General features: G+C 59.3%; 20 protein-coding genes. 16 read left to right on the forward strand and 4 right to left on the reverse strand.

Annotated elements, in window-relative coordinates; translation table 11 throughout:
- Positions 1–57: 57 nt before the first annotated feature.
- Positions 58–2,967 carry an aminotransferase gene (locus JV241A_RS24085; RefSeq protein ID WP_134064827.1) on the reverse strand — a complete coding sequence of 970 codons (2,910 nt, stop codon included), beginning with the start codon at positions 2,965–2,967 and terminating at the stop codon, positions 58–60.
- Between the two features lie 307 nt (positions 2,968–3,274).
- On the opposite strand from JV241A_RS24085, the gene JV241A_RS24090 reads away from it, so the two are divergent.
- The 15 genes from JV241A_RS24090 to JV241A_RS24160 all read left to right on the forward strand — a co-directional run bounded on the left by JV241A_RS24090 (position 3,275) and on the right by JV241A_RS24160 (position 17,766).
- The gene (locus JV241A_RS24090) at positions 3,275–5,107 is read left to right on the forward strand and encodes a hypothetical protein (RefSeq protein WP_134064829.1); all 1,833 of its coding nucleotides are present in this window, start codon (positions 3,275–3,277) and stop codon (positions 5,105–5,107) included.
- Positions 5,104–5,799, forward strand: a complete 696-nt coding sequence (locus tag JV241A_RS24095; protein WP_134064831.1) for a WbqC family protein — start codon at positions 5,104–5,106, stop codon at positions 5,797–5,799. Before JV241A_RS24090 ends, JV241A_RS24095 begins: the two co-directional genes overlap by 4 nt.
- Positions 5,796–6,725 (forward strand): glycosyltransferase family 2 protein, encoded by a 930-nt coding sequence (locus tag JV241A_RS24100; protein WP_134064833.1) that lies wholly within the window; start codon positions 5,796–5,798, stop codon positions 6,723–6,725. The genes JV241A_RS24095 and JV241A_RS24100 overlap by 4 nt, the downstream gene beginning before the upstream one ends.
- A complete protein-coding gene (locus JV241A_RS24105; protein WP_134064835.1) occupies positions 6,706–7,335 on the forward strand; it encodes a class I SAM-dependent methyltransferase in 630 nt (209 codons plus the stop codon). Before JV241A_RS24100 ends, JV241A_RS24105 begins: the two co-directional genes overlap by 20 nt.
- A 1-nt stretch (position 7,336) precedes the next feature.
- The gene (locus JV241A_RS24110; RefSeq protein WP_134064837.1) at positions 7,337–8,002 is read left to right on the forward strand and encodes an acetyltransferase; all 666 of its coding nucleotides are present in this window, start codon (positions 7,337–7,339) and stop codon (positions 8,000–8,002) included.
- Complete coding sequence (locus JV241A_RS24115) at positions 7,999–8,922, forward strand: hypothetical protein (protein ID WP_134064839.1); 924 nt, start codon at positions 7,999–8,001, stop codon at positions 8,920–8,922. The genes JV241A_RS24110 and JV241A_RS24115 overlap by 4 nt, the downstream gene beginning before the upstream one ends.
- Positions 8,915–9,346, forward strand: coding sequence for a GtrA family protein (locus JV241A_RS24120; RefSeq protein ID WP_134064841.1), 432 nt, complete (start codon positions 8,915–8,917; stop codon positions 9,344–9,346). The genes JV241A_RS24115 and JV241A_RS24120 overlap by 8 nt, the downstream gene beginning before the upstream one ends.
- Before the next feature lie 124 nt (positions 9,347–9,470).
- Positions 9,471–10,616, forward strand: a complete 1,146-nt coding sequence (gene rffA, locus JV241A_RS24125) for a dTDP-4-amino-4,6-dideoxygalactose transaminase (protein ID WP_134064844.1) — start codon at positions 9,471–9,473, stop codon at positions 10,614–10,616.
- A gap of 70 nt (positions 10,617–10,686) precedes the next feature.
- Positions 10,687–11,769 (forward strand): dTDP-glucose 4,6-dehydratase, encoded by a 1,083-nt coding sequence (gene rfbB, locus JV241A_RS24130; RefSeq protein ID WP_134064846.1) that lies wholly within the window; start codon positions 10,687–10,689, stop codon positions 11,767–11,769.
- Positions 11,766–12,641, forward strand: a complete 876-nt coding sequence (rfbA, locus tag JV241A_RS24135; RefSeq protein WP_134064848.1) for a glucose-1-phosphate thymidylyltransferase RfbA — start codon at positions 11,766–11,768, stop codon at positions 12,639–12,641. Before rfbB ends, rfbA begins: the two co-directional genes overlap by 4 nt.
- Positions 12,638–13,183, forward strand: coding sequence for a dTDP-4-dehydrorhamnose 3,5-epimerase (gene rfbC, locus JV241A_RS24140; RefSeq protein ID WP_134064850.1), 546 nt, complete (start codon positions 12,638–12,640; stop codon positions 13,181–13,183). The genes rfbA and rfbC overlap by 4 nt, the downstream gene beginning before the upstream one ends.
- A complete protein-coding gene (gene rfbD / locus JV241A_RS24145) occupies positions 13,180–14,055 on the forward strand; it encodes a dTDP-4-dehydrorhamnose reductase (RefSeq protein ID WP_134064852.1) in 876 nt (291 codons plus the stop codon). Before rfbC ends, rfbD begins: the two co-directional genes overlap by 4 nt.
- A 35-nt stretch (positions 14,056–14,090) precedes the next feature.
- Positions 14,091–15,905: an ATP-binding protein gene (locus JV241A_RS24150; RefSeq protein ID WP_115084857.1), complete on the forward strand. Its 1,815-nt coding sequence runs from the start codon at positions 14,091–14,093 to the stop codon at positions 15,903–15,905.
- Positions 15,902–17,314, forward strand: coding sequence for a sigma-54 dependent transcriptional regulator (locus JV241A_RS24155; RefSeq protein ID WP_134064854.1), 1,413 nt, complete (start codon positions 15,902–15,904; stop codon positions 17,312–17,314). The genes JV241A_RS24150 and JV241A_RS24155 overlap by 4 nt, the downstream gene beginning before the upstream one ends.
- Positions 17,311–17,766, forward strand: a complete 456-nt coding sequence (locus JV241A_RS24160) for a YiiD C-terminal domain-containing protein (protein ID WP_115084855.1) — start codon at positions 17,311–17,313, stop codon at positions 17,764–17,766. Before JV241A_RS24155 ends, JV241A_RS24160 begins: the two co-directional genes overlap by 4 nt.
- Here the strand turns inward: JV241A_RS24160 and cysQ are convergent.
- Together cysQ and nudE are read right to left on the reverse strand one after the other, a co-directional pair.
- A complete protein-coding gene (gene cysQ, locus JV241A_RS24165) occupies positions 17,755–18,582 on the reverse strand; it encodes a 3'(2'),5'-bisphosphate nucleotidase CysQ (RefSeq protein WP_134064856.1) in 828 nt (275 codons plus the stop codon). The genes JV241A_RS24160 and cysQ overlap by 12 nt on opposite strands.
- Positions 18,579–19,145, reverse strand: a complete 567-nt coding sequence (nudE, locus tag JV241A_RS24170; RefSeq protein ID WP_115084853.1) for an ADP compounds hydrolase NudE — start codon at positions 19,143–19,145, stop codon at positions 18,579–18,581. Before nudE ends, cysQ begins: the two co-directional genes overlap by 4 nt.
- A gap of 79 nt (positions 19,146–19,224) precedes the next feature.
- Here nudE and yrfG point away from each other — a divergent pair, with 79 nt between their 5' ends.
- Positions 19,225–19,887 carry a GMP/IMP nucleotidase gene (gene yrfG / locus JV241A_RS24175; protein ID WP_115084852.1) on the forward strand — a complete coding sequence of 221 codons (663 nt, stop codon included), beginning with the start codon at positions 19,225–19,227 and terminating at the stop codon, positions 19,885–19,887.
- Here the strand turns inward: yrfG and lysM are convergent, their stop codons facing one another.
- On the reverse strand, positions 19,888–20,328 hold the full coding sequence (gene lysM, locus JV241A_RS24180) for a peptidoglycan-binding protein LysM (RefSeq protein WP_115084851.1): 441 nt from the start codon (positions 20,326–20,328) through the stop codon (positions 19,888–19,890). It lies immediately after the preceding gene.
- Positions 20,329–20,404: the final 76 nt, after the last annotated feature.

Consider the following 20,404-nt stretch of genomic DNA (forward strand, 5'->3'; position numbering starts at 1 on the left):
CCAGTAAAAAGCCGGTTAATCCGATAACAATCGAATTAACCGGCTTTGGCTCAAGCGTTACAGGTCTTCTGACAGTACCCGGTCGATGCTGTCGACGAAGAAGTCCACGCTTGCCCGGGTGGTGCACATCGGCGGCTTGATCTTGAGGATGTTGAGGTAATCGCCCGTGGGCTGCATGAAGATACCCAGGTCGCGCAGGCGGTTGCACAGGACCGTGGTCTCGGCACTGGCCGGTTCCAGGGTCTGGCGATCCCGCACCAGTTCCAGCCCCAGGTAGAAGCCGGAACCGTGTACGGCACCTGCCAGCGGATGTTTATCGACTAACTGCTGCAGCCGCGACTTGAAGTAGCCGCCGACTTCACGGGCGTTGTCCCACAGCCCTTCTTCTTCCATGACATCGAGCACGGCCATGCCGATGCGGCAGCTGACCGGGCTGCCACCGGCAGAGGAAAAGAAATAGCCCTCGGCTTCCAACGCCTCGGCAATCTCCCGGCGGGTGATGACCGCGCCCAATGGCTGGCCGTTACCCATGCCCTTGGCCATGGTAATGATGTCCGGCACTACGCCCTGCTCTTCGAACCCCCAGAACCAGGTGCCAAGACGGCCGTAACCAACCTGCACTTCATCGGCGATGCACACGCCGCCCGCTGCACGGACCTTGGCATAGGCTTGCTGCAGGTAACCCGGCGGCAGCGAGATGCCGCCGGCATTGCCGTAAACTGGCTCACAGATGAAGCCGGCCAGTTGCCGTTGCTCGGCGGCCAGTGCGTCGAGCCTGGCATCGACGTCACGCAGGTAATCGGCGGTGCTCTCGGCGCCACGATAGGCGCCGCGATAGGTGTTCGGTGCAATCACCGGGTGTACCCAGTCCGGCCTTGTGCTCAAGGCCTGGGGGTTGTCGGCGATGGAGGTGGAAATCGCATCGGTAGCTACCGACCAGCCGTGATAGGCCTCGAGCACACTCAGCAGGTCGCGCCCACCGCTGTAGGCCCAGGCCAGACGGATCGCCAGGTCGTTGGCCTCGGTGCCGCTGTTGACCAGAAACACCCGGTCCATGCCGCTCGGAGCCAGGGCCAGCAAGCGCTCGGAGAATTCGGCGATGGCTGCATAGTGGAAGCGCGAGTTGGTATTGAGCAATGACCATTGCCGCGCCGACTCGGCAACCATGCGCGGATGCCCGTGACCGAGTACCGCAACGTTGTTGAGCATGTCCAGGTAAGCCCGCCCCTGCATGTCGAACAGGTAGTTACGCCAGCCGCGCTCGATATGCGGCGGTTGCTGGTAGTAGTGCTTCTGCGAGCGGGCGAAACTGGCATCGCGCCGAGCCAGCAAGGCCTGGGCATCGACCAGCGGTTCGGCGTCGCAGGCAATGCCGAGGATGGCCTGCGGCGAGGGGCAGAGTGCCTGCCAGGCCTGTGCCCGTGACGGCTCGACAAAGGCTGGCGGGTAGAGCCCGGCAATCCGGCATAGTTGAGCACTGAAAAGTCCGGCACTGGCACCCAATGCCTGCCCTGGAGTGACCTTCTGACCATCCTCTGGCGCGGCGCCCAACCCGTGCAGCCACAGGCTGCATTCCTTGCCCTCAAGGCAGCCGCTGTCTTCGCCATGCTGATGCCAGGTACCGGCCCAGGGCGCCTGCAACGTCGTGCCGAGCGGTAGCAGCAATTCAACCTGCAAGGCAAAGGTCGCAGGCTCTGCAGGGTTGTCGATATGCGTCTGCGACAGGCGGTATTGCCCGTACAAGGAGCAGGCCGCGCCCGACGCTGTCGCCTGCTCGGCCAGCAACTGCTGGTCAATGCCGGGTTGCTCCCAGTTCCCTGCCTGGTAGTGCTCGCTGAGGACGCCCAGGTCCACCGTTACAACCTGATGTGCGAGCGTTGGCGGCAACAACGGCACGCAACCTTCCAGCACCAACGCGGGCATCTCATGCCCGGCCACCTGCAGGATCGCCGCCTCCATCAGTTCGAAAGGCACGCTGGTGGCGACGTCGAAGATCTCCCACTCATGGGCCAGATTGTCGCGGCTATAGCTGTTACCCGGGTCGACGCTCAACTGCTGCTCACTGCTCAGTACCAGCACCGCGGCGCGGGCCACCACCAATGGCCACAAGGCTTTGAGTTCGGCTTCGGTCAGCGGGTTGAGCGCATGGTAGGCCTCGATTGCCGGCAGTATCCGCAACGGGTCGCCTTCGGCGTGATGCAGCAATGCCGCGCAGGTCACCGACAGGTCGGCGACGCGCCAGGTGTACATCAGGTCGCCGAAATCGATGACGCCTTGCAACTGCCACTGGCGCTGCTCATCGCGCGCCCAGACGGCGTTATCATCGGTGATGTCCAGATGTACCGCCTGCATCGGCAACTTGTCGACCAACGGTTGCAGACATTCCCTGGCCTGCTCTGCGGCGGCACTTACCCGCGCTTGCTGCGGGCTTTTGGCCAACACCGGCAACAGGTGAGCGATCAATGCCTGGGCGTGCCGTGGGTCCCATTGCAAGGTTCGTTCGAGCCCCGGGTGGGTGAAGTCGGCCAGGGCCAGGTCGACTCGTGCACAAAGACGGCCCAGCTCAGCCACCAGGCGCGGCTCCATGTGCTTGATACGGGTCAGCGACTGACCTTCTATATAGTCGAGCAAGCGCACGCGCAAGCCCTGACCGTTCACGTTCACCGCCAGCAACTGCTCGCCGGTACGTGCTGCCAACACCGCAGGTACCGGCACTCCCTGGTCATGCAAATAGCCCAGGGCAGCATGCTGGGCCTGGAGCTCCGCAATGGCATAGTCGCCATGGCAGACCTTCAGCACATAGCGCCCGCTGGGGGCGTCCAGGCGAAAATTCAGGTCTTGCTGGCTACCCAGCGCTTGCAGTGAGCCGCTTAGCCCATAGTGATCCTGCAACAGGGTCGCTGCTTGCTGCGGGCTAACGTCAGGGCATGGCTGACTGGAACGGTGGATCAGGGTGGTAAGCGACATGAGACAGGCCTCTTTTTTTGCTTATCTCGCCACCACCATCGCCAATGTGCAAGAGCTCGCAGAAAAAACCGAAAACGCAATGACAAATCTTCCGGGTGACCTGCCTGACAATCCACAACGTCGAAGAAAACCTACACACGCCTGGTACATTTAATCATTCAGTGGATGAACAATGAAACAGCATTCAATAATGCATACACTTATCAATGCGTGACAACGCCGTGCCTTTGTAAAGCCTCACCCCACTGGACATTCATACAATTTGTATATAAAATCGTCAGATTTCCGACAAGATAATGGACGCCGCATGGCACTCCCTCACGACAACTATAAAACCCATGCCGGCAATTCAATCTACACTGCATTACAAATTACATTATCCGCGATCCTGACAGTCTGGATAGTTACACTGACACTCAAATACTCGGACCACGGATTTGAGTTTAGCGACGAAGGGTTTTATCTTGCCTGGCTATCCAACCCTTTCGCCTATGACTGGTCCATCACTCAGTTTGGCTTTATTTACCACCCTCTTTATCTACTGCTGGACGGCAACATTGCTTACTTAAGACAAACCAATATCCTCGCCGGATTTTTCCTGTCTTTTATTCTGGCCTACCTTATCCTTGGGAACCTCCCAGGAAAGTATCAACTTCTTGTTCGCTTGACGATGGCCACCGGTCTTTCCAGCGCTTCACTGTTGCTATTTTATTACTGGCTGCCAACACCTAACTACAACAGCCTCACACTGCAGTCCTTGCTTTTATTTTCTATTGGCATAGTGCTCGGTAAAGCTCAAGACCTGTCGTTTCAAACACTTGCCGGCTGGTGCCTCATCGGCGTGGGCGGGGCCATGACATTCATGGCGAAACCATCGACTGCGGTCATTCTCGCTGCCGCCTGCGGGCTGTATCTCTTGGCCAGCCGCCGATGGACAGTCATTGCCTTATTTACCATCGCAACTTCCGCGCTGCTCAGCGTGCTATCCATTGCCTTACTGATTGATGGCTCACTCACGAAATTTATTGACCGGATACAAATCGGACTGGAATTTGCCAATACCCTTGGCAGCGGGCACAACGCTTCTGGCCTGCTGCGCGTCGACAGGGTGGACATTACTGATACCGAACAAGTGACTGCTCTGGCGCTTATTGCAGCAACGACAACTGCAGTGCTCGCTGGCACGGGACGCGGTCCGGCAGGAATCATTGCCCTTGCGGTTTCGATCGTTTTTTTCCTGGTTGCCCTGGATGTTTCTCCCCTTGACGCCCGGCAAGCGTTTGATCTGACCTATCAGTCCGGACTCATATTACTAACGCTTGTTCTCGCTTCCGTGTTAACGCGGCTAGCACGTATAAAGCAGCCATCAAGCAAATTTCCCACCGACTGGCCTCTTGCCCTTCTATTTCTGTTGTTGCCTCAAGCCTATGCCTTCGGTACCAACAACAACTACTGGCAGGCGGGTACAGGGGCGACAGTTTTCTGGGGCTATGTGGCATTTGTCCTGCTGGTCCCGGTAGCGCGCCACCTGCGGAGCTGGACCTTTGCCATCCCTCTGGTCTTGGCAACTCAAGCTATCGGCGCAACCTTTGTCCACTTCGCCCAAGAGCATCCTTACCGGCAGCCCGAACCGTTGCGACTGAACCATACTCAGGTCGAAGTCGGTCGCGCAGGGTCGACACTGGTACTGGCGCCTGGGTATGCAAACTATGTCAGCTCAGCCGTATCCAATGCCCACGCTTCTGGACTCCAGCCTGCTACCCCCATCATAGACTTGACCGGTCTGTCACCTGGGCTGCTGTATGCATTGCAGGCGCAAAACATTGGTCAGCCATGGATGATTGGGGCTTATTCTGGCAGCGAAAAACTGGCGGCTGCCGCCTTGGCTAGAGTTTCCTGTGAGAAAATTGCTACTGCATGGGTACTGGCCGAAAAACAGGGGCCGCGCAGCATACCGGATACGCTGCTGAACTCTTTCGGCGCAACGCTTGGTAACGATTACGAAGCAGGCACCTCGTGGGTGACCGCGGCAGGCGCTGCCGGCTACCCTACCCGGCGCGAACAAACACTTTACAAGCCGATTCGTCAGCAGGGTGTACTCGCCAACTGTCACAGCCTTCGCAGTGGGAAACGCACGTGAAAAAAGTTGCAATCCTCCAATCCAACTACATCCCTTGGAAGGGATACTTCGACATGATTGCGGCCGTCGATGAGTTTATTATCTTTGATGATATGCAATATACACGGCGTGACTGGCGTAACCGCAATCAGATCAAAACACCGCAAGGCAGCCAGTGGCTGACCGTACCTGTGCTGGTAAAAGGCAAGTACCATCAGAAGATTCGTGAGACGGAAATTGATGGAACGGATTGGGCCAGCAGCCATTGGCGAGCCTTGGAGCAAAATTACAAACGCGCGCCCTATTTCAAGGAAATCCAGGAATGGTTGCAGCCACTTTACCTTGAACAGCAGTACAGCCATATTTCAGTATTAAATCGCCACCTGATCGAAGCGGTTTGCAAATATCTTGGCATTCAGACCCGAATCACCAACTCTTGGGATTATACCTTGCTTGATGGCAAGACAGAGCGGCTTGCCGATCTGTGCGCCCAGGCCGGCGCTACTGAGTACATCTCTGGTCCGGCAGCCAAGGATTACATAGACAAGACTGTGTTCTGCAGCATGGGTATTAAGCTGACGTGGTTCGACTATGCGGGCTACCAGGAATACCCCCAACTCTGGGGTGAGTTCAGTCACGGCGTGACAGTGCTGGATCTTCTGTTCAATTGCGGCCACGAAGCTGCAAACTACATGAGGTACGTACGCCCATGAAGCTGTCTGTCGTTGCAACCCTGTACCAGTCTGCCAGTCACATTGATGAATTTTACCAGCGTGTTACCCAGGCAGCGCGGGGATTGGTAGGTGACAGTTACGAAATCATCTTGGTTAACGATGGCTCGCCGGACAACAGCCTGGAACTGGCCGTTCGCTTGAGTGAACAGGACGACCATGTGGTGGTAGTCGACCTGTCGAGAAATTTTGGCCATCACAAGGCAATGATGACAGGCCTCGACCACTCACAGGGTGAGCACGTATTCCTGATCGACAGTGATCTTGAGGAAGAGCCCGAATGTCTGGGCCATTTTGCAGAACAGATGACGAGGGAAGGTTGCGATGTCATCTATGGTCAGCAGGAGAGCCGCAAAGGTGGCCGCTTCGAACGGATAAGCGGTCAGTGGTTTTACGGCCTGTTCAAACTACTGACCGGATTCGCCCTGCCCCGAAACGTTGTCACGGCCAGGTTGATGACCCGTCGCTATGTGGACGCGCTGTTGCGCCATCAGGAGCGGGAAGTTTTCATGGCTGGGCTTTGGCACATTACCGGGTTTGATCAGCGAGGACAGATCCTCAACAAGCTGAGCACCAGCCAGACTACCTACACCTTCCGCCGCAAAATGTCGTTGCTGGTCAATTCGGTAACCTCTTTCAGCAACACACCGCTGGTCAGCATTTTCTACATTGGCTTAGCGATTTCCTTACTGTCCACACTTTATATTTCCTATCTGGTCATTAACTGGATGTTCCTCGCCAAACCCTTGAGCGGCTGGACATCCGTAATGGCCTCGATCTGGTTGCTGGGTGGGATGATCATTTCATTCATTGGTATTGTCGGTATCTATCTCTCGAAAATCTTTGCCGAGACCAAGCAACGTCCCTATACGATTGTGAGGCAAATCTATGCAAAACGGCCAAAATGAGCTGCTTAATGAAGTAGCCCTCTATTACTCGGAGAAATTGGCCGAGCATGGCGAAACCCCACGCGGCGTTGACTGGAATGGCGAGCAAAGCCAGGTCCTGCGGTTCGAGCAGCTGAGCCGAATCATCGTCGACAACCGGAACTACTCAATCAATGACCTGGGTTGTGGGTACGGCGCGTTGTTTGATGCTCTGAAAGGATCGCAGCATCTCGATTCCTACCTTGGAATCGATGTGTCCAACGATATGATCGCCAGCGCTCGCCAGCGCTACAGCGAGCAGCCCAAAGCAAGATTTCTGCACGCAGCCGAACCAGACCGCGTCGCCGATTTCGGCGTGGCCAGCGGCATCTTCAATGTCAGGCTCGGGCGTACCGATGCCGAGTGGTTTGAGTACCTGCAGAGTACCCTCGACATTCTCAACCGGAGCAGCCGTAGCGGCTTTGCCTTCAATTGCCTCACGTCGTATTCAGACGTAGACAAGAAGCGCGACTACCTGTATTACGCCGACCCCTGCCAGTTGTTCGATCTCTGCAAACGCAGGTATTCCCGTCAGGTTGCCCTGCTGCATGACTATGGGCTTTATGAATTCACCCTACTCGTCAGGAAATAAAATGAACAAGAAACTGGTCATTTTCGGCACTGGGGATATTGCGCAACTTGCCCATTTTTACTTCAGCAGCGACTCTGAGTACCAGGTTTCGGCATTCACAGTGGATGCCGAATACATAAAGGAGGCGACATTCTGCGATCTGCCGGTGGTCCCTTTCGAACAGTTGGCCCATCACTATCCTCCCGAGCAATATCAACTGTTCATTGCCTTGAGTTATTCCCGCCTCAACGCGGTCCGAAAAGACAAATACCTGGGTGCCAAAGCCTTGGGGTATCAGTTGGCACGCTATGTCAGCTCAAAGGCGACCGTTCTCAACGCTGGACACATTGGTGAGAACTGCTTCATTCTTGAAGACAACACTATTCAACCCTTTGTCGAGATCGGAAACAACGTAACCTTGTGGAGCGGCAACCACATTGGCCATCACTCGGTTATCAAGGACCACAGTTTCATCGCATCGCATATCGTGGTTTCTGGTGGCGTAGAAGTCGGCGAACAGTGTTTTATCGGTGTCAATGCGACATTACGCGATCACATCAAGATCGGTGATCGCTGTGTGATTGGAGCCGGCGCTCTGGTGCTCGCGGATGCCGAAGCTGACGGGGTCTACATCGGTACTGCTACCGAGCGCTCACGGGTTCCCAGCTCAAGGTTGCGCAGCTTATGACAGGTCACTGGCACAAGCTTGGGCTACTGTATTGCCCTGCCAATCACAATCGTCACGAAAAACTCCTGACGCATTCCGCCAATCCGTTGCCGCTGCATTTGTACGGTGATGTCTACCGCATTTTTTACAGTGGCCGTGACTACAAGAATCGCTCATCCGTAGGAGCGGTCGACATCGATATCGAGCGTCGGCAGATCGTGCAAGAACATCCACAACCGTTCTTCACTCACGGCCCGCAGGGCAGCTTTTACTCAGATGGCGTCAGTATCGGTAATTGCTACGTGGCGGAAGGGAAAACCTACATGTTGTTCATGGGTTGGCAGTCGCCAGCCGATGGGCACTGGCGCGGCGACATAGGCCGATTACAAGTGCATGATGACATGACTCTGACACTGGATTCGAACGAGCCATTCATGGCTTCGGACCAACATGATCCAATCAGCCTATCCTATCCTTGGGTCGTCGCAGAGGCGACCACCGGTTATGTCATGTGGTATGGCTCCACCCGATCATGGGACGCTGGCAATGGTGAGATGCTGCATGTAATCAATCGGGCCAGTTCCCTCGACGGCCACGTATGGACACGCGAAGGCCAGGCCGTTCCTTGCAGCCTCGGCCTGGCACAGGCTTTTTCCCGCCCTACGGTCGCCCGAGAACGGGACGGCAGCTTGAGGATGTGGTTCTCTTTTCGCAGCGGTGCGGGAGAAAAGTACCGTATTGGCTCTGCGACCAGTAGCAACGGTAGAGATTGGGAATTGGCGCTTGAAAGCACGGGTATCGATGTTTCAGCTCAGGGGTGGGATTCGGAGATGATCGAATATCCCTTCGTTTTCGACCACGGCGGCAATCGCTACATGTTGTACAACGGCAACGGCTACGGCAAAACAGGATTCGGGCTTGCGGTAATGTCCCATGTATAAGTTCGCCGCTCGTATCCGCAAGCAATACTCGATGACACAGCTTTTGCGTTTTGCAGCGGTCGGTATCGCCAGTAATCTCGCTGGTTACTTGGTGTATCTGTTGGTCACTGCTGCAGGTGTTGCGCCGAAACTGGCGATGACGGTGCTTTATGCCGTCGGTGTGACAATCAGCTTCACTGCAAACAGAACTTACACCTTCAGCCATACAGGCAATGTGCTGTCGACCGGGGGACGCTATCTCATCACTTACGGGGTAGGATACCTGATCACCCTGCTTATCCAGGTCTGCGTGGTTGATGTGTTGGGCTACCCTCACCAATTGGCCCAAGCCATCGCCTTGTTCGTTGTTGCAGCTTTTGTTTTCGTGATGCTTAAATATTTCGTATTTACCGCCAGCAACAATGTCGGCTCGGGTAACTCGTGAACCGCCGCATCATGAAGAAAAAGCTCACCCGCTTGCCGCTCTCCGAGCAAACGCACATTTTTAACCCTAAACCTGCAATGCCACAGCCTGCAGGCCCACAGCCCGGACGGTCGAGTGTTTATTCATGAATAATGATAACGAAAGAATCCCATTCAACTGGCCGCACATGACAGGCAAAGAGCTGTATTACATTGCCGAAGCGCACTTCAACGGTTCGCTCGCAGGTGATGGACCTTTCACCAAGCGTTGCCATCACTGGATTGAAGAGAGAACCACCTGTAACAAAGCATTACTCACCCACTCTTGCACTGCTGCTCTGGAAATGGCTGCCCTGCTGCTGAACATTGAGCCAGGTGATGAGATCATCATGCCTTCCTACACCTTCGTCTCGACGGCCAATGCCTTCGTACTTCGAGGTGGCGTGCCAGTGTTCGTCGACATTCGTGAAGACACACTCAATATTGACGAACGACTGGTTGAGGCCGCCATCACAGCACGAACCAAAGCAATCGTACCGGTACACTATGCCGGTGTCGCCTGTGAGATGGACAGCATCATGGCGATTGCCCGAAAACACGGTCTGCCGGTGGTAGAAGATGCTGCACAAGGTGTTATGGCCTTTTATAAAGGTCGCGCGCTGGGGAGTATTGGCGACTTGGGAGCATTCAGTTTCCACGAGACGAAAAACGTCATCTCCGGCGAAGGTGGCGCGCTGCTGGTCAATGATTCGGTGCTGGCCCTACGGGCCGAGATCATCAGGGAAAAAGGCACTGATCGCAGCCGCTTTTTCCGAGGAGAGGTTGATAAATATACTTGGCAGGAAGTGGGTTCATCTTTTCTTCCGGGTGAATTGATCGCCGCCTTTCTCTGGGCCCAACTGGAAGAAGCGGAGCCCATTACCCGTCAACGACTGGACACGTGGGGTCGTTATCATGCGGCGTTACAACCGCTTGAGGCCAAAGGGCTGATTCGCCGACCGATCATTCCCGAGGAATGCCAGCACAATGCGCACATGTATTACGTATTACTTGCTCCGGGTATTGATCGCCAAGCGGTCCTGGCAGCATTGAAGGGCGAAAACATCAGCTCCGTGTTTCATTATGTCCCTTTACATTCCTCTCCTGCAGGGCAACGTTACGGCCGAGTGAGCGGCAGTATGGCAGTAACCGACCATCAATCGGAGCGGCTGCTTCGACTGCCATTATGGGTCGGCATGACTGCTTCCCAACAGGATCACGTTATCGACGCCCTGACCCGAGCCATTGGCTGACGAGATAGACTGCGGCCTTGCTGGCCGCTTTTTCCACACTGACATCTGCTTGCCCCAGAGGCCTTGCAATATGCGCATTCTCATCACCGGCGGCGCCGGTTTCATCGGATCAGCACTTATCCGGCATCTGATCGAGTCCACCGAGCACGAAGTGCTCAACCTGGACAAGTTGACATACGCCGGCAATCTGGAATCGCTGGTCAGCATTGCCACGGATACGCGTTACGAGTTCGTCCAGGCCGACATCGCCGACCAGGCTACCGTCGGCGCTGTGCTGCAACGCTTCGAGCCCCAGGTGATCATGCACCTGGCTGCCGAGTCCCATGTCGACCGTTCGATCGATGGCCCGGCACAGTTCATTCACACCAATATTGTCGGCACTTATGCCTTGCTGGAGGCGACCCGCGCCTACTGGTCCGGCTTGCCAGCCATTGAACGGGCGGCCTTTCGCTTCCATCACATTTCCACCGATGAGGTATATGGCGACCTGCACGGCGTCGATGACCTGTTCAGCGAAGCCACCCCGTACGCACCCAGCTCGCCCTACTCCGCGAGCAAGGCTGCCTCTGACCATCTGGTCCGTGCCTGGCATCGCACCTACGGCCTGCCGGTACTGCTCACCAACTGCTCCAACAATTACGGTCCCTTCCACTTCCCGGAAAAACTGATACCGCTGGTGATTCTCAACGCCCTCGCCGGCAAGCCACTGCCTGTGTATGGCAACGGCTTACAGGTACGTGACTGGCTGTTCGTCGAGGACCATGCCCGCGCACTTGTCAAAGTCGCGACTGAAGGCAAGGTCGGCGACACTTATAACATCGGCGGTCACAACGAGCAGAAGAACATCGACGTGGTCCAGGGTATCTGCGCGCTGCTCGAAGAACTGGCGCCACAACATCCGGCTGGCGTTGCCCGCTACGCCGACCTGATCACGTTCGTGCAGGATCGTCCTGGCCATGATCAGCGTTATGCGATCGACGCCAGCAAGATCGAGCGTGAGCTGGGCTGGGTTCCCGAAGAGACCTTCGAGACCGGGCTGCGCAAGACGGTGCAGTGGTACCTGGAGAATCTGGAGTGGTGCCAGCACGTTCAAGATGGCAGCTATCAAGGCCAACGCCTGGGCGCCAGTGATTTCAAGGATCTTATTGCATGACCAAAGGTATTGTCCTGGCAGGCGGCTCCGGCACTCGCCTGCACCCCATTACCCTCGGGGTATCCAAACAGCTGCTGCCCATCTACGACAAACCGATGATCTATTACCCGATCTCAGTGCTGATGCTCGCCGGAATTCGCGACATCCTGTTGATCTCCACACCTCAGGACCTGCCCCAGTATCGCCAGCTGTTCGGCGACGGCAGCCAGTTCGGCATCCGACTTTCCTATGCCGAGCAGCCCTCGCCCGATGGCCTGGCACAAGCCTTCCTGATTGGCGAGGAGTTCATCGGCGATGATTCGGTGTGCCTGATCCTGGGCGACAACATCTTTCACGGCCAGGGTTTCAGCGAACAGTTGCTGCGGGCAATCGACCGCGCCTCGGGGGCCACAGTCTTCGGCTACTGGGTCAAGGATCCGGAACGTTTCGGGGTGGTCGATTTCGATGACCAGGGCCGCGCCTTGTCGATTGAAGAAAAGCCGAGCAACCCCAGGTCCAACTACGCGGTCACCGGCTTGTACTTCTATGACAACGACGTGATCGAAATTGCCAAGGGTGTCAAACCGTCTGCCCGCGGCGAGCTGGAAATCACTGATGTCACCAACGCCTACCTCAAGCGTGGCGACCTGCGCGTGGAGCGTTTTGGCCGCGGCTTCGCCTGGCTCGATACCGGCACCCACGATAGCCTGCTGGAAGCGTCGCAGTATGTGCAGACCATCGAGCACCGGCAGGGCCTGAAAGTGGCTTGCCTGGAGGAGATCGCCTATCAGAAGCAATGGATCAATCGCGACCGCCTGCTCGAGCGTGCCCAGGCGCTTGGCAAGACCGGCTATGGTCGGTACCTCTACTCTTTGGCCGAAGAACAGCCATGAACGTGATTCCTACCCGCTTGCCGGGCGTACTGATCATTGAACCCAAGGTTTTTGGCGATAGCCGTGGTTTTTTCTACGAGAGCTTCAATGCCCGAAGCTTCCAGGAACTGACCGGGACTACCAGCCAGTTCGTACAAGACAATCATTCCTGCTCGCAGAAGGGCGTGTTACGCGGCCTGCACTATCAACTGGAGAACGTCCAGGGGAAGTTGGTCAGAGTGACCCGCGGTGAAGTGCTGGATGTTGCGGTCGATATCCGCCGAAGTTCGCCTACCTTCGGCCAATGGATATCTACCCGACTGTCCGCCGACAATCACCGCCAACTCTGGGTCCCCGAAGGCTTCGCTCACGGTTTTGTCGTGCTCAGCGACACCGCCGAGTTCCTCTACAAGACCACCGATTACTACAATCCAGCGGCGGAACGTTGCATCCGCTGGGATGACCCGGACCTGGCGATTGATTGGCAACTGAACGAGGCGCCGCAGTTATCGGCCAAGGATCAGAACGGTAGCCGCCTGAAGGATGCAGACCTGTTGCCATGACCTTACGTGCGCCGAACATCCTCATCAGCGGCCAGCACGGCCAGGTTTCCCTGGAGCTGCAACAGCGCCTGGGCGATCTGGCCCAGCTGCATGTGCTGGGTCGTGACCAGCTCGACCTCGCCAACCCGGAAGGCATTCGTGAGCGGGTACAGTCGCTCAAGCCCGATCTGATCATCAACGCCGCGGCCCACACTGCCGTCGATCAGGCCGAAAGCGAGCCGGAGCTGGCCTTCGCGATCAACGCCCGGGCCCCCGGCGTCTTTGCCGAGGAAGCCGCGAAGCTGGGGATCCCGCTGATCCACTACTCCACCGACTACGTGTTCGACGGCAGCAAGTCCAGCCCCTACACCGAAGACGACGAGCCCAATCCGCTCGGCGTCTACGGGCGCAGCAAGCTGGCCGGCGAGCAGGCGATTACTGCAGTGGGTGGCCAGCATCTGATCCTGCGTACCAGCTGGGTGTATTCGCGCCACGGGCGCAACTTTCTGCTGACCATGCAGCGCCTGCTGCAGGAAAAGCCAGAGTTGCGCATCGTTGCCGACCAGATCGGCGCGCCGACCTGGGCCGGTACCATCGCCCAGAGCACCCGTGCCCTGATCGAACGCTGGCAGGCTGGCCAGGCCGGTGCCTGGGGCACCTATCACCTGACCGCCCAGGGTGAAACCTCCTGGTTCGGCTTTGCCCAGGCCATTGGTGAGCAACTCAAGGCCCGGGGCCTGCCTTGTGCCGAGCTGTTGCCAATCTCCTCCAGCGACTACCCGACCCCGGCCCGCCGCCCGTTGAACTCGCGCCTCGATTGCAGTCGCCTGCAACGCCAGTGGCAGGTCAGCCAGCCGCATTGGCAGCAGGCGCTGATCGACTGCCTGAAGTAGCGCATAATGCGCCAGATCATTCTGGCGCAGTTGCGATGAACATAACTCCACCCGTACCCCGCCGCCCTCGCTGGCGCAGCCTGGCCATACTTGCAGTGTGCCTGGCGCCATTGCTGTGGCCACTGCAACACCTCGCCGAGCGCTACTACCAGGACGAGCTGGCCGGGCAGAACCGCCAGACCCTCGATCTCTATGTGGCCAACCTGCTCGGCACCCTGCACCGCTATGAAACCCTGCCGCAGATCCTCGGCGACCTGCCAGCCTTGCGCGCGGTACTGGCCGACCCGCTGCGCCTGGAAACCCTGACCAACGCCAACCGCTTGCTCAAGGACATCGCCACCCAGACCGGCGCCGAAGTCATGTACCTGATGGACGCCAACGGCAACACCCTGGCCGCCTCCAACTGGGATAAACACGACAGTTTCGTCGGCCGCAACTTCGCCTTCCGTCCGTACTTCAGTGAAGCCATCGCCGGGCGCCTGGGGCGCTTCTTCGGCCAGGGCACCACCTCGGCCAAGCGCGGCTACTTCTTTGCCGCGGCCGTGCGTGACCGCGACCGGGTTATTGGCGCGCTGGTGGTCAAGGTCGACCTCGACCATACCGAAACCCTCTGGGGCAAGACCCCCGAGCAACTGTTGCTGACTGACCACAACGGCGTAGTGATCCTCACTTCGCGCCCCGACTGGCGTTTCCGCGCCACCCGGCCCCTGAGCGACGCCGAACGCGAAGCCATCGTCGCCATCCAGCCCTACCCGACCCAGTCGCCCAAGCCGTTGAACCTTGAGCCCAAAGCCTGGCTGACCCAGACCCAGACCATCGAGGAGACCGGCTGGCAGGTCAGCATTCTGGCCCCGCGTACCCTGATCGACCGCTCGGTGCGTACTGTGGTGGCGATCGGTGGCGCTACCTTGCTGGTAGTGATGCTGCTGCTCGGCTTGATCATGCAGCGGCGCCGCCACTACATGGACCGCATCGACTTTGAAGCCCACGGCCGCCAGGAGCTGGAAAAACGCGTGATCGAGCGCACCGCCGACCTTGAAGGCCTCAACAGCCGCCTGAAGAACGAAGTACTGGAACGCGAACAGGCCCAGCAGGAACTGGTGCGCGCCCAGGACGAACTGGTGCAGGCTGGCAAGCTGTCGGTGTTAGGCACCATGTCGGCAAGCATCAGCCACGAGCTCAACCAGCCGCTGGCGGCGATCCGCAGCTATGCCGAGAACGCCGAGATCCTGCTCGATCACCAACGCACCGACGATGCCCGCAGCAACCTCAAGCTGATCAGCGAGCTGACCGGGCGCATGGCGTCGATCATCGCCCACCTGCGCGCCTTCGCCCGCCGCGACCGCCATGCCCCGGAGAGCGTTGCCCTGCAGCCGGCACTGGACGATGCCCTGGCGCTACTGGCCAAGCGCCGGCGGGCGATGGCCGTGGAGCTGGTGCGCGACCTGCCGGAAGCCACTTTGTGGGTCCAGGCCGGTGAAACCCGCCTGCGCCAGGTGCTCGGCAACCTGCTGGCCAACGCCCTCGACGCGCTGACCGAAAAAGCCAACCCACGCAAACTCTGGCTCAGTGCCGAACAGCGTGATGGCAACGTCTACCTGTACATACGCGACAACGGGCCGGGCTTTACCAGCCAGGCCCTGGCCCGCGCCCGCGAGCCGTTCTTCACCACCAAGACGCGCACCCAGGGCCTTGGCCTGGGCCTGGCGATCTGCGATACCTTGATGCGTGCACTGGGCGGCGAGCTGCTGCTGGGCAACCACCCTGAAGGCGGCGCCCTGCTCACCCTGCAGCTGCGCATCGCCAAGCCCGGCGCCACATTACCCACTTCAGAGGACCCATCGGCATGACGACCGAGCCGCTCATCGACAGCCGCACGCAGGTAATCCTGGTCGACGACGACCCGCACCTGCGCCAGGCGCTGAGCCAGACCCTCGACCTCGCCGGCCTGAAAATCCTGCCCCTGAGCGATGCCCAGGGCCTGGCCGGGCGCATCGAGCGAGACTGGCCCGGGGTGGTGGTCAGCGATATCCGCATGCCCGGGATCGACGGTCTTGAGCTGCTGCAGCAGTTGCACGCCCAGGACCCGGAACTGCCGGTGCTGCTGATCACCGGCCATGGTGACGTGCCCCTGGCGGTGCAGGCGATGCGCGCCGGGGCCTATGATTTTCTGGAAAAACCCTTCGCCAGCGATGCCCTGCTCGACAGTGTGCGCCGTGCCCTGGCCCTGCGCCGCCTGGTGCTGGACAACCGCAGCCTGCGCCTGGCCCTGAGCGATCGCCAGGAGCTGAGCACGCGCCTGGTCGGCCACTCGGCACCGATGCTGCGACTGCGCGAGCAGATCGGCGCATTGGCCGGCACCCGCGCTGACGTGCTGATCCTCGGCGAAACCGGTGCCGGCAAAGAGGTGGTGGCTCGCGCCCTGCACGACCTGTCGAGCCGTCGTGACGGCCCGTTCGTGGCGATCAACGCCGGCGCCCTGGCCGAGTCGGTGGTCGAAAGCGAGCTGTTTGGCCACGAACCCGGCGCATTCACCGGTGCGCAGAAGCGCCGCATCGGCAAGTTCGAATTCGCCAATGGCGGCACACTGTTCCTCGATGAAATCGAAAGCATGAGCCTGGATGTACAGGTCAAGCTGCTGCGCCTGCTGCAGGAGCGGGTGGTCGAGCGCCTGGGCGGCAACCAGCTGATCCCGCTGGATATCCGCATCATCGCCGCGACCAAGGAGGACCTGCGCCAGGCCGCTGACCAGGGGCGCTTTCGCGCCGACCTGTATTACCGCCTGAACGTCGCGCCGTTGCGCATCCCGCCGCTGCGCGAGCGCGGCGAAGACATCCTCGTACTGTTCCAGCACTTCGCCGATGCCGCCAGCGAACGCCATGGCCTGCCGATGCATCCGCTGCAACCGGCGCAACGGGCACTGCTGCTACGCCATGAATGGCCGGGCAACGTACGCGAGCTGCAGAACGCCGCCGAACGCTTCGCCCTCGGCCTGGAACTGGCCCTGGACGGTGATGTACCGCCCACGACCGACGAGGCCGTGGCAAGCATCGGTAGCGGTAACCTCAGCGAACAGGTCGAGCAGTTCGAACGCTCGCTGATCGCCGCCGAACTGGCGCGCTCGCACAGCTCGTTGCGCAGCCTGGCCGAAGCCCTCGGCATCCCGCGCAAAACCCTGCACGACAAGCTGCGCAAACACGGCCTGAGCTTCGCCGACAGCAACCACAACAGCGATGACCTGGAGGACAACCGTTCATGAGCACGGATAGCCACTACCTCGAATCGTTACTGCACAGCGACATCCCGCTGACCCGGCAGATGGGCCTGCAGGTACTCGACTGGCAGCAGCATTGCCTGCGCCTGCAATTACCGCTGGAGGCCAACGTCAACCACAAGAGCACCATGTTCGGCGGCAGCCTGTACTGCGCTGCAGTGCTGGTCGGTTGGGGCTGGTTGCACCTGAGGTTGCGTGAAGCGGGGATTGATGACGGGCATATCGTCATCCAGGAAGGCCAGATCAGCTATCCGTTACCGGTCACCGGCGCGGCCATCGCCACCTGCGCGGCACCGGAAGAGAAAGTCTGGGAGCGTTTCATTGCCACCTATCAACGCCGTGGCCGAGCGCGTCTGAACCTGCACACCCAGGTCAGTAATGCCGGCAGCAGCGAGGCTGCCGTGCAGTTCAGCGGCCAGTACGTGCTACACCGCTAAGGCTTGCTGCAACAGCTTGTCGCGCCATGGCGCGGCAGCCGGCAAGGCCAGGAAGAACGGGTTGAGCAAGGATTCGCGCGGCGGGTAGACGAAGGCCTGGCCATCAAGGCCGAGCACTTCACCGCCGGCGCCTTCCAGCACGCCCTGGGCTGCAGCGGTATCCCACTGCGAAGTGGGTGCCAGGCGCGGGTAACAATCCGCCGCGCCCTCGGCCAGCAGGCAGAACTTCAGCGAGCTGCCGATGTTGGCCAGTTCCAGCTCACCCACTGCCTGGCTCAGCCCGGCCAGCAAGGCTTCCTGTTGCGGGCTGGAATGTCGGCGGCTGGCGACCACGGTAAAGCGCTCACCTGCAGGAGGCGCAGTGCGCACGCTGATGGCCTTGGCCACCCCACCCGCTTCGGCGAGCCATGCACCAAGGCCTTTGCCGCCGAAATAGCAGCGGCCATTGGTGGGAATCGCCACCACGCCAAACACCACCTGACCCTGCTCGACCAGGGCGATGTTGACGGTAAATTCTTCAGTGCCGGCGATAAATTCCTTGGTGCCATCCAGTGGATCGACCAACCACCAGCGCTGCCAGCCTTGCCGTTCGCTCAGGGGGATATCGCAGTCTTCTTCCGATAGCACCGGGATCTCCGGGGCCAGCGCGCGCAAGCCTTCGGCAATCACCTCATGGGCCGCCAGGTCGGCGGCGGTGACCGGCGACTCATCGGCCTTGGCCGTCACCGCCACATCGGCGCGCCAGAACGGCAGGATGGCCTTGCCCGCCTGGCGAGCCAGTTCCACCACCTGCTGCATCAGGGCAATGTTGTTCATAGCGGGAACACCCCACGCTGGCTCAGCAGGTCTCGCACCAGGTACAACGCCGCCAAGGCCCGGCCTTCGGAGAACTGTGGATGCTGGGCCAGGGCCGAAAGCTCGCGCAGGTTGATCTTGTCCACGCGCATCGGCTCCGGTTCGTCGCCTTCCAGGCGCTCCTCGTAGAGGTCGCTGGCCAGTACCACCTGGATCTTCTGGCTCATGTAGCCTGGCGACAGCGACAGCTCGGTCAGGTGCTCCAGCTGACGGGCGCCGAAACCTGCTTCTTCCTTGAGTTCCCGGTCAGCCGCCGCCAGCACGTCTTCACCCGGCTCGATAAGGCCCTTGGGCAGCGACAGTTCATACTCGTCGGTGCCGCCGCAGTATTCTTCAACCAGCACCGCATGCTCGGCATCGAGCATCGCCACGATCATCACCGCGCCATAACCGTTGCCGCGCCCGACCAGGCGTTCGTAGGTGCGCTCGGCGCCGTTGGCAAAGCGCAATTGCACGGCTTCGACGCGGAACAGGCGGCTGCTGGCGACGATCTCGCGAGAGAGGACGGTGGGTTTCTGGCGCATGGGGCGGCTCCTTGGCGTGAACGGGTTACTATACCGTGGCTTGCCCGGCCGCTGCCTCCTGACTGCTCGAGAATTTCATATGCCCGTTTTAGCCTGGTCCACCATCGATACCGTCCTGCTGGACATGGACGGCACCCTGCTCGACCTGCACTTCGACAACCATTTCTGGCTCGAGCAACTGCCACAGCGCTACGCCGATCTGCACGGCATCAGCCGGGCCATGGCCGAGCTCGAGTTGCAGCCGCTGTTCGAGCAGCACGCAGGTTCGCTGAACTGGTACTGCCTGGACTTCTGGAGCCGCGAGCTGAACCTTTCGGTGCGCGAGCTGAAGCTGGAAACCGCCCACCTGATTGCCTTGCGCCCGGATGCCGACACTTTCCTGCAAGCGATCAAACAGGCCGGCAAGCGGGTGATCCTGATCACCAACGCCCATCGCGACTCGCTGTCGTTGAAGCTGGAACGGGTGGAGCTGGCGCCGTATTTCGAGCGCCTGATCAGCTCCCACGACTACGGCTACCCCAAGGAGAACCCGCAGTTCTGGAGCGCCCTGCAGGCCGATATCGGCTTCAGCCCGCAACGCAGCCTGTTTATCGACGACACCCTGTCGATCCTGCGCAGCGCCCGCGACTTCGGCGTGACGCACCTGCTTGCGGTGCGCCAGCCGGACAGCCGCAAAGGGCCACGGGATACCGAAGAATTCGCCGCGGTAGAGGACTACCGGGCGTTGCTCGAAGGGTTGTGATTACTCGGGGATGCGCAGGGTCTGGCCCGGGTAGATCTTGTCCGGGTGGCTGAGCAGCGGCTTGTTGGCTTCGAAAATCTTGTTGTACTGGTTGGCATTGCCGTACACGGCCAGCGAAATGGCGCTGAGGGTGTCGCCCTTCTTCACCACGACAAAACGGGCCGCAGCAACAACCGGGCCGGTGACAGTGATCTGATCATCCACCGACGCAACACCGGCAATGTTGCCGACCGCCAGGAGGATCTTCTCTTTCTCTTCCTGGCTGCTGACTTCGCCAGTCAGGATCACCTTGTCGCCTTCGACTGTGGCCTGAACGTTCGGATTACCCAGGCCGACCTTCGCCACATGCTCCTTCAACTGCTCGCTGGCATTGGCATTACCCGGGGTCAACAGGTCGATAAGTTTCTCGCCTGCTTCTTTGACGAAACTGAAAATGCTCATACCGCTCTCCTTGGTGATGAATCTCGGAGCCTGGAGTCTAGGACAGGTTAGAATGCTTCGCCTGCTTTGCGCCGTG

The sequence above is a fragment of the Pseudomonas sp. JV241A genome, from assembly GCF_900275665.1.
Lineage (GTDB): Bacteria > Pseudomonadota > Gammaproteobacteria > Pseudomonadales > Pseudomonadaceae > Aquipseudomonas > Aquipseudomonas wadenswilerensis.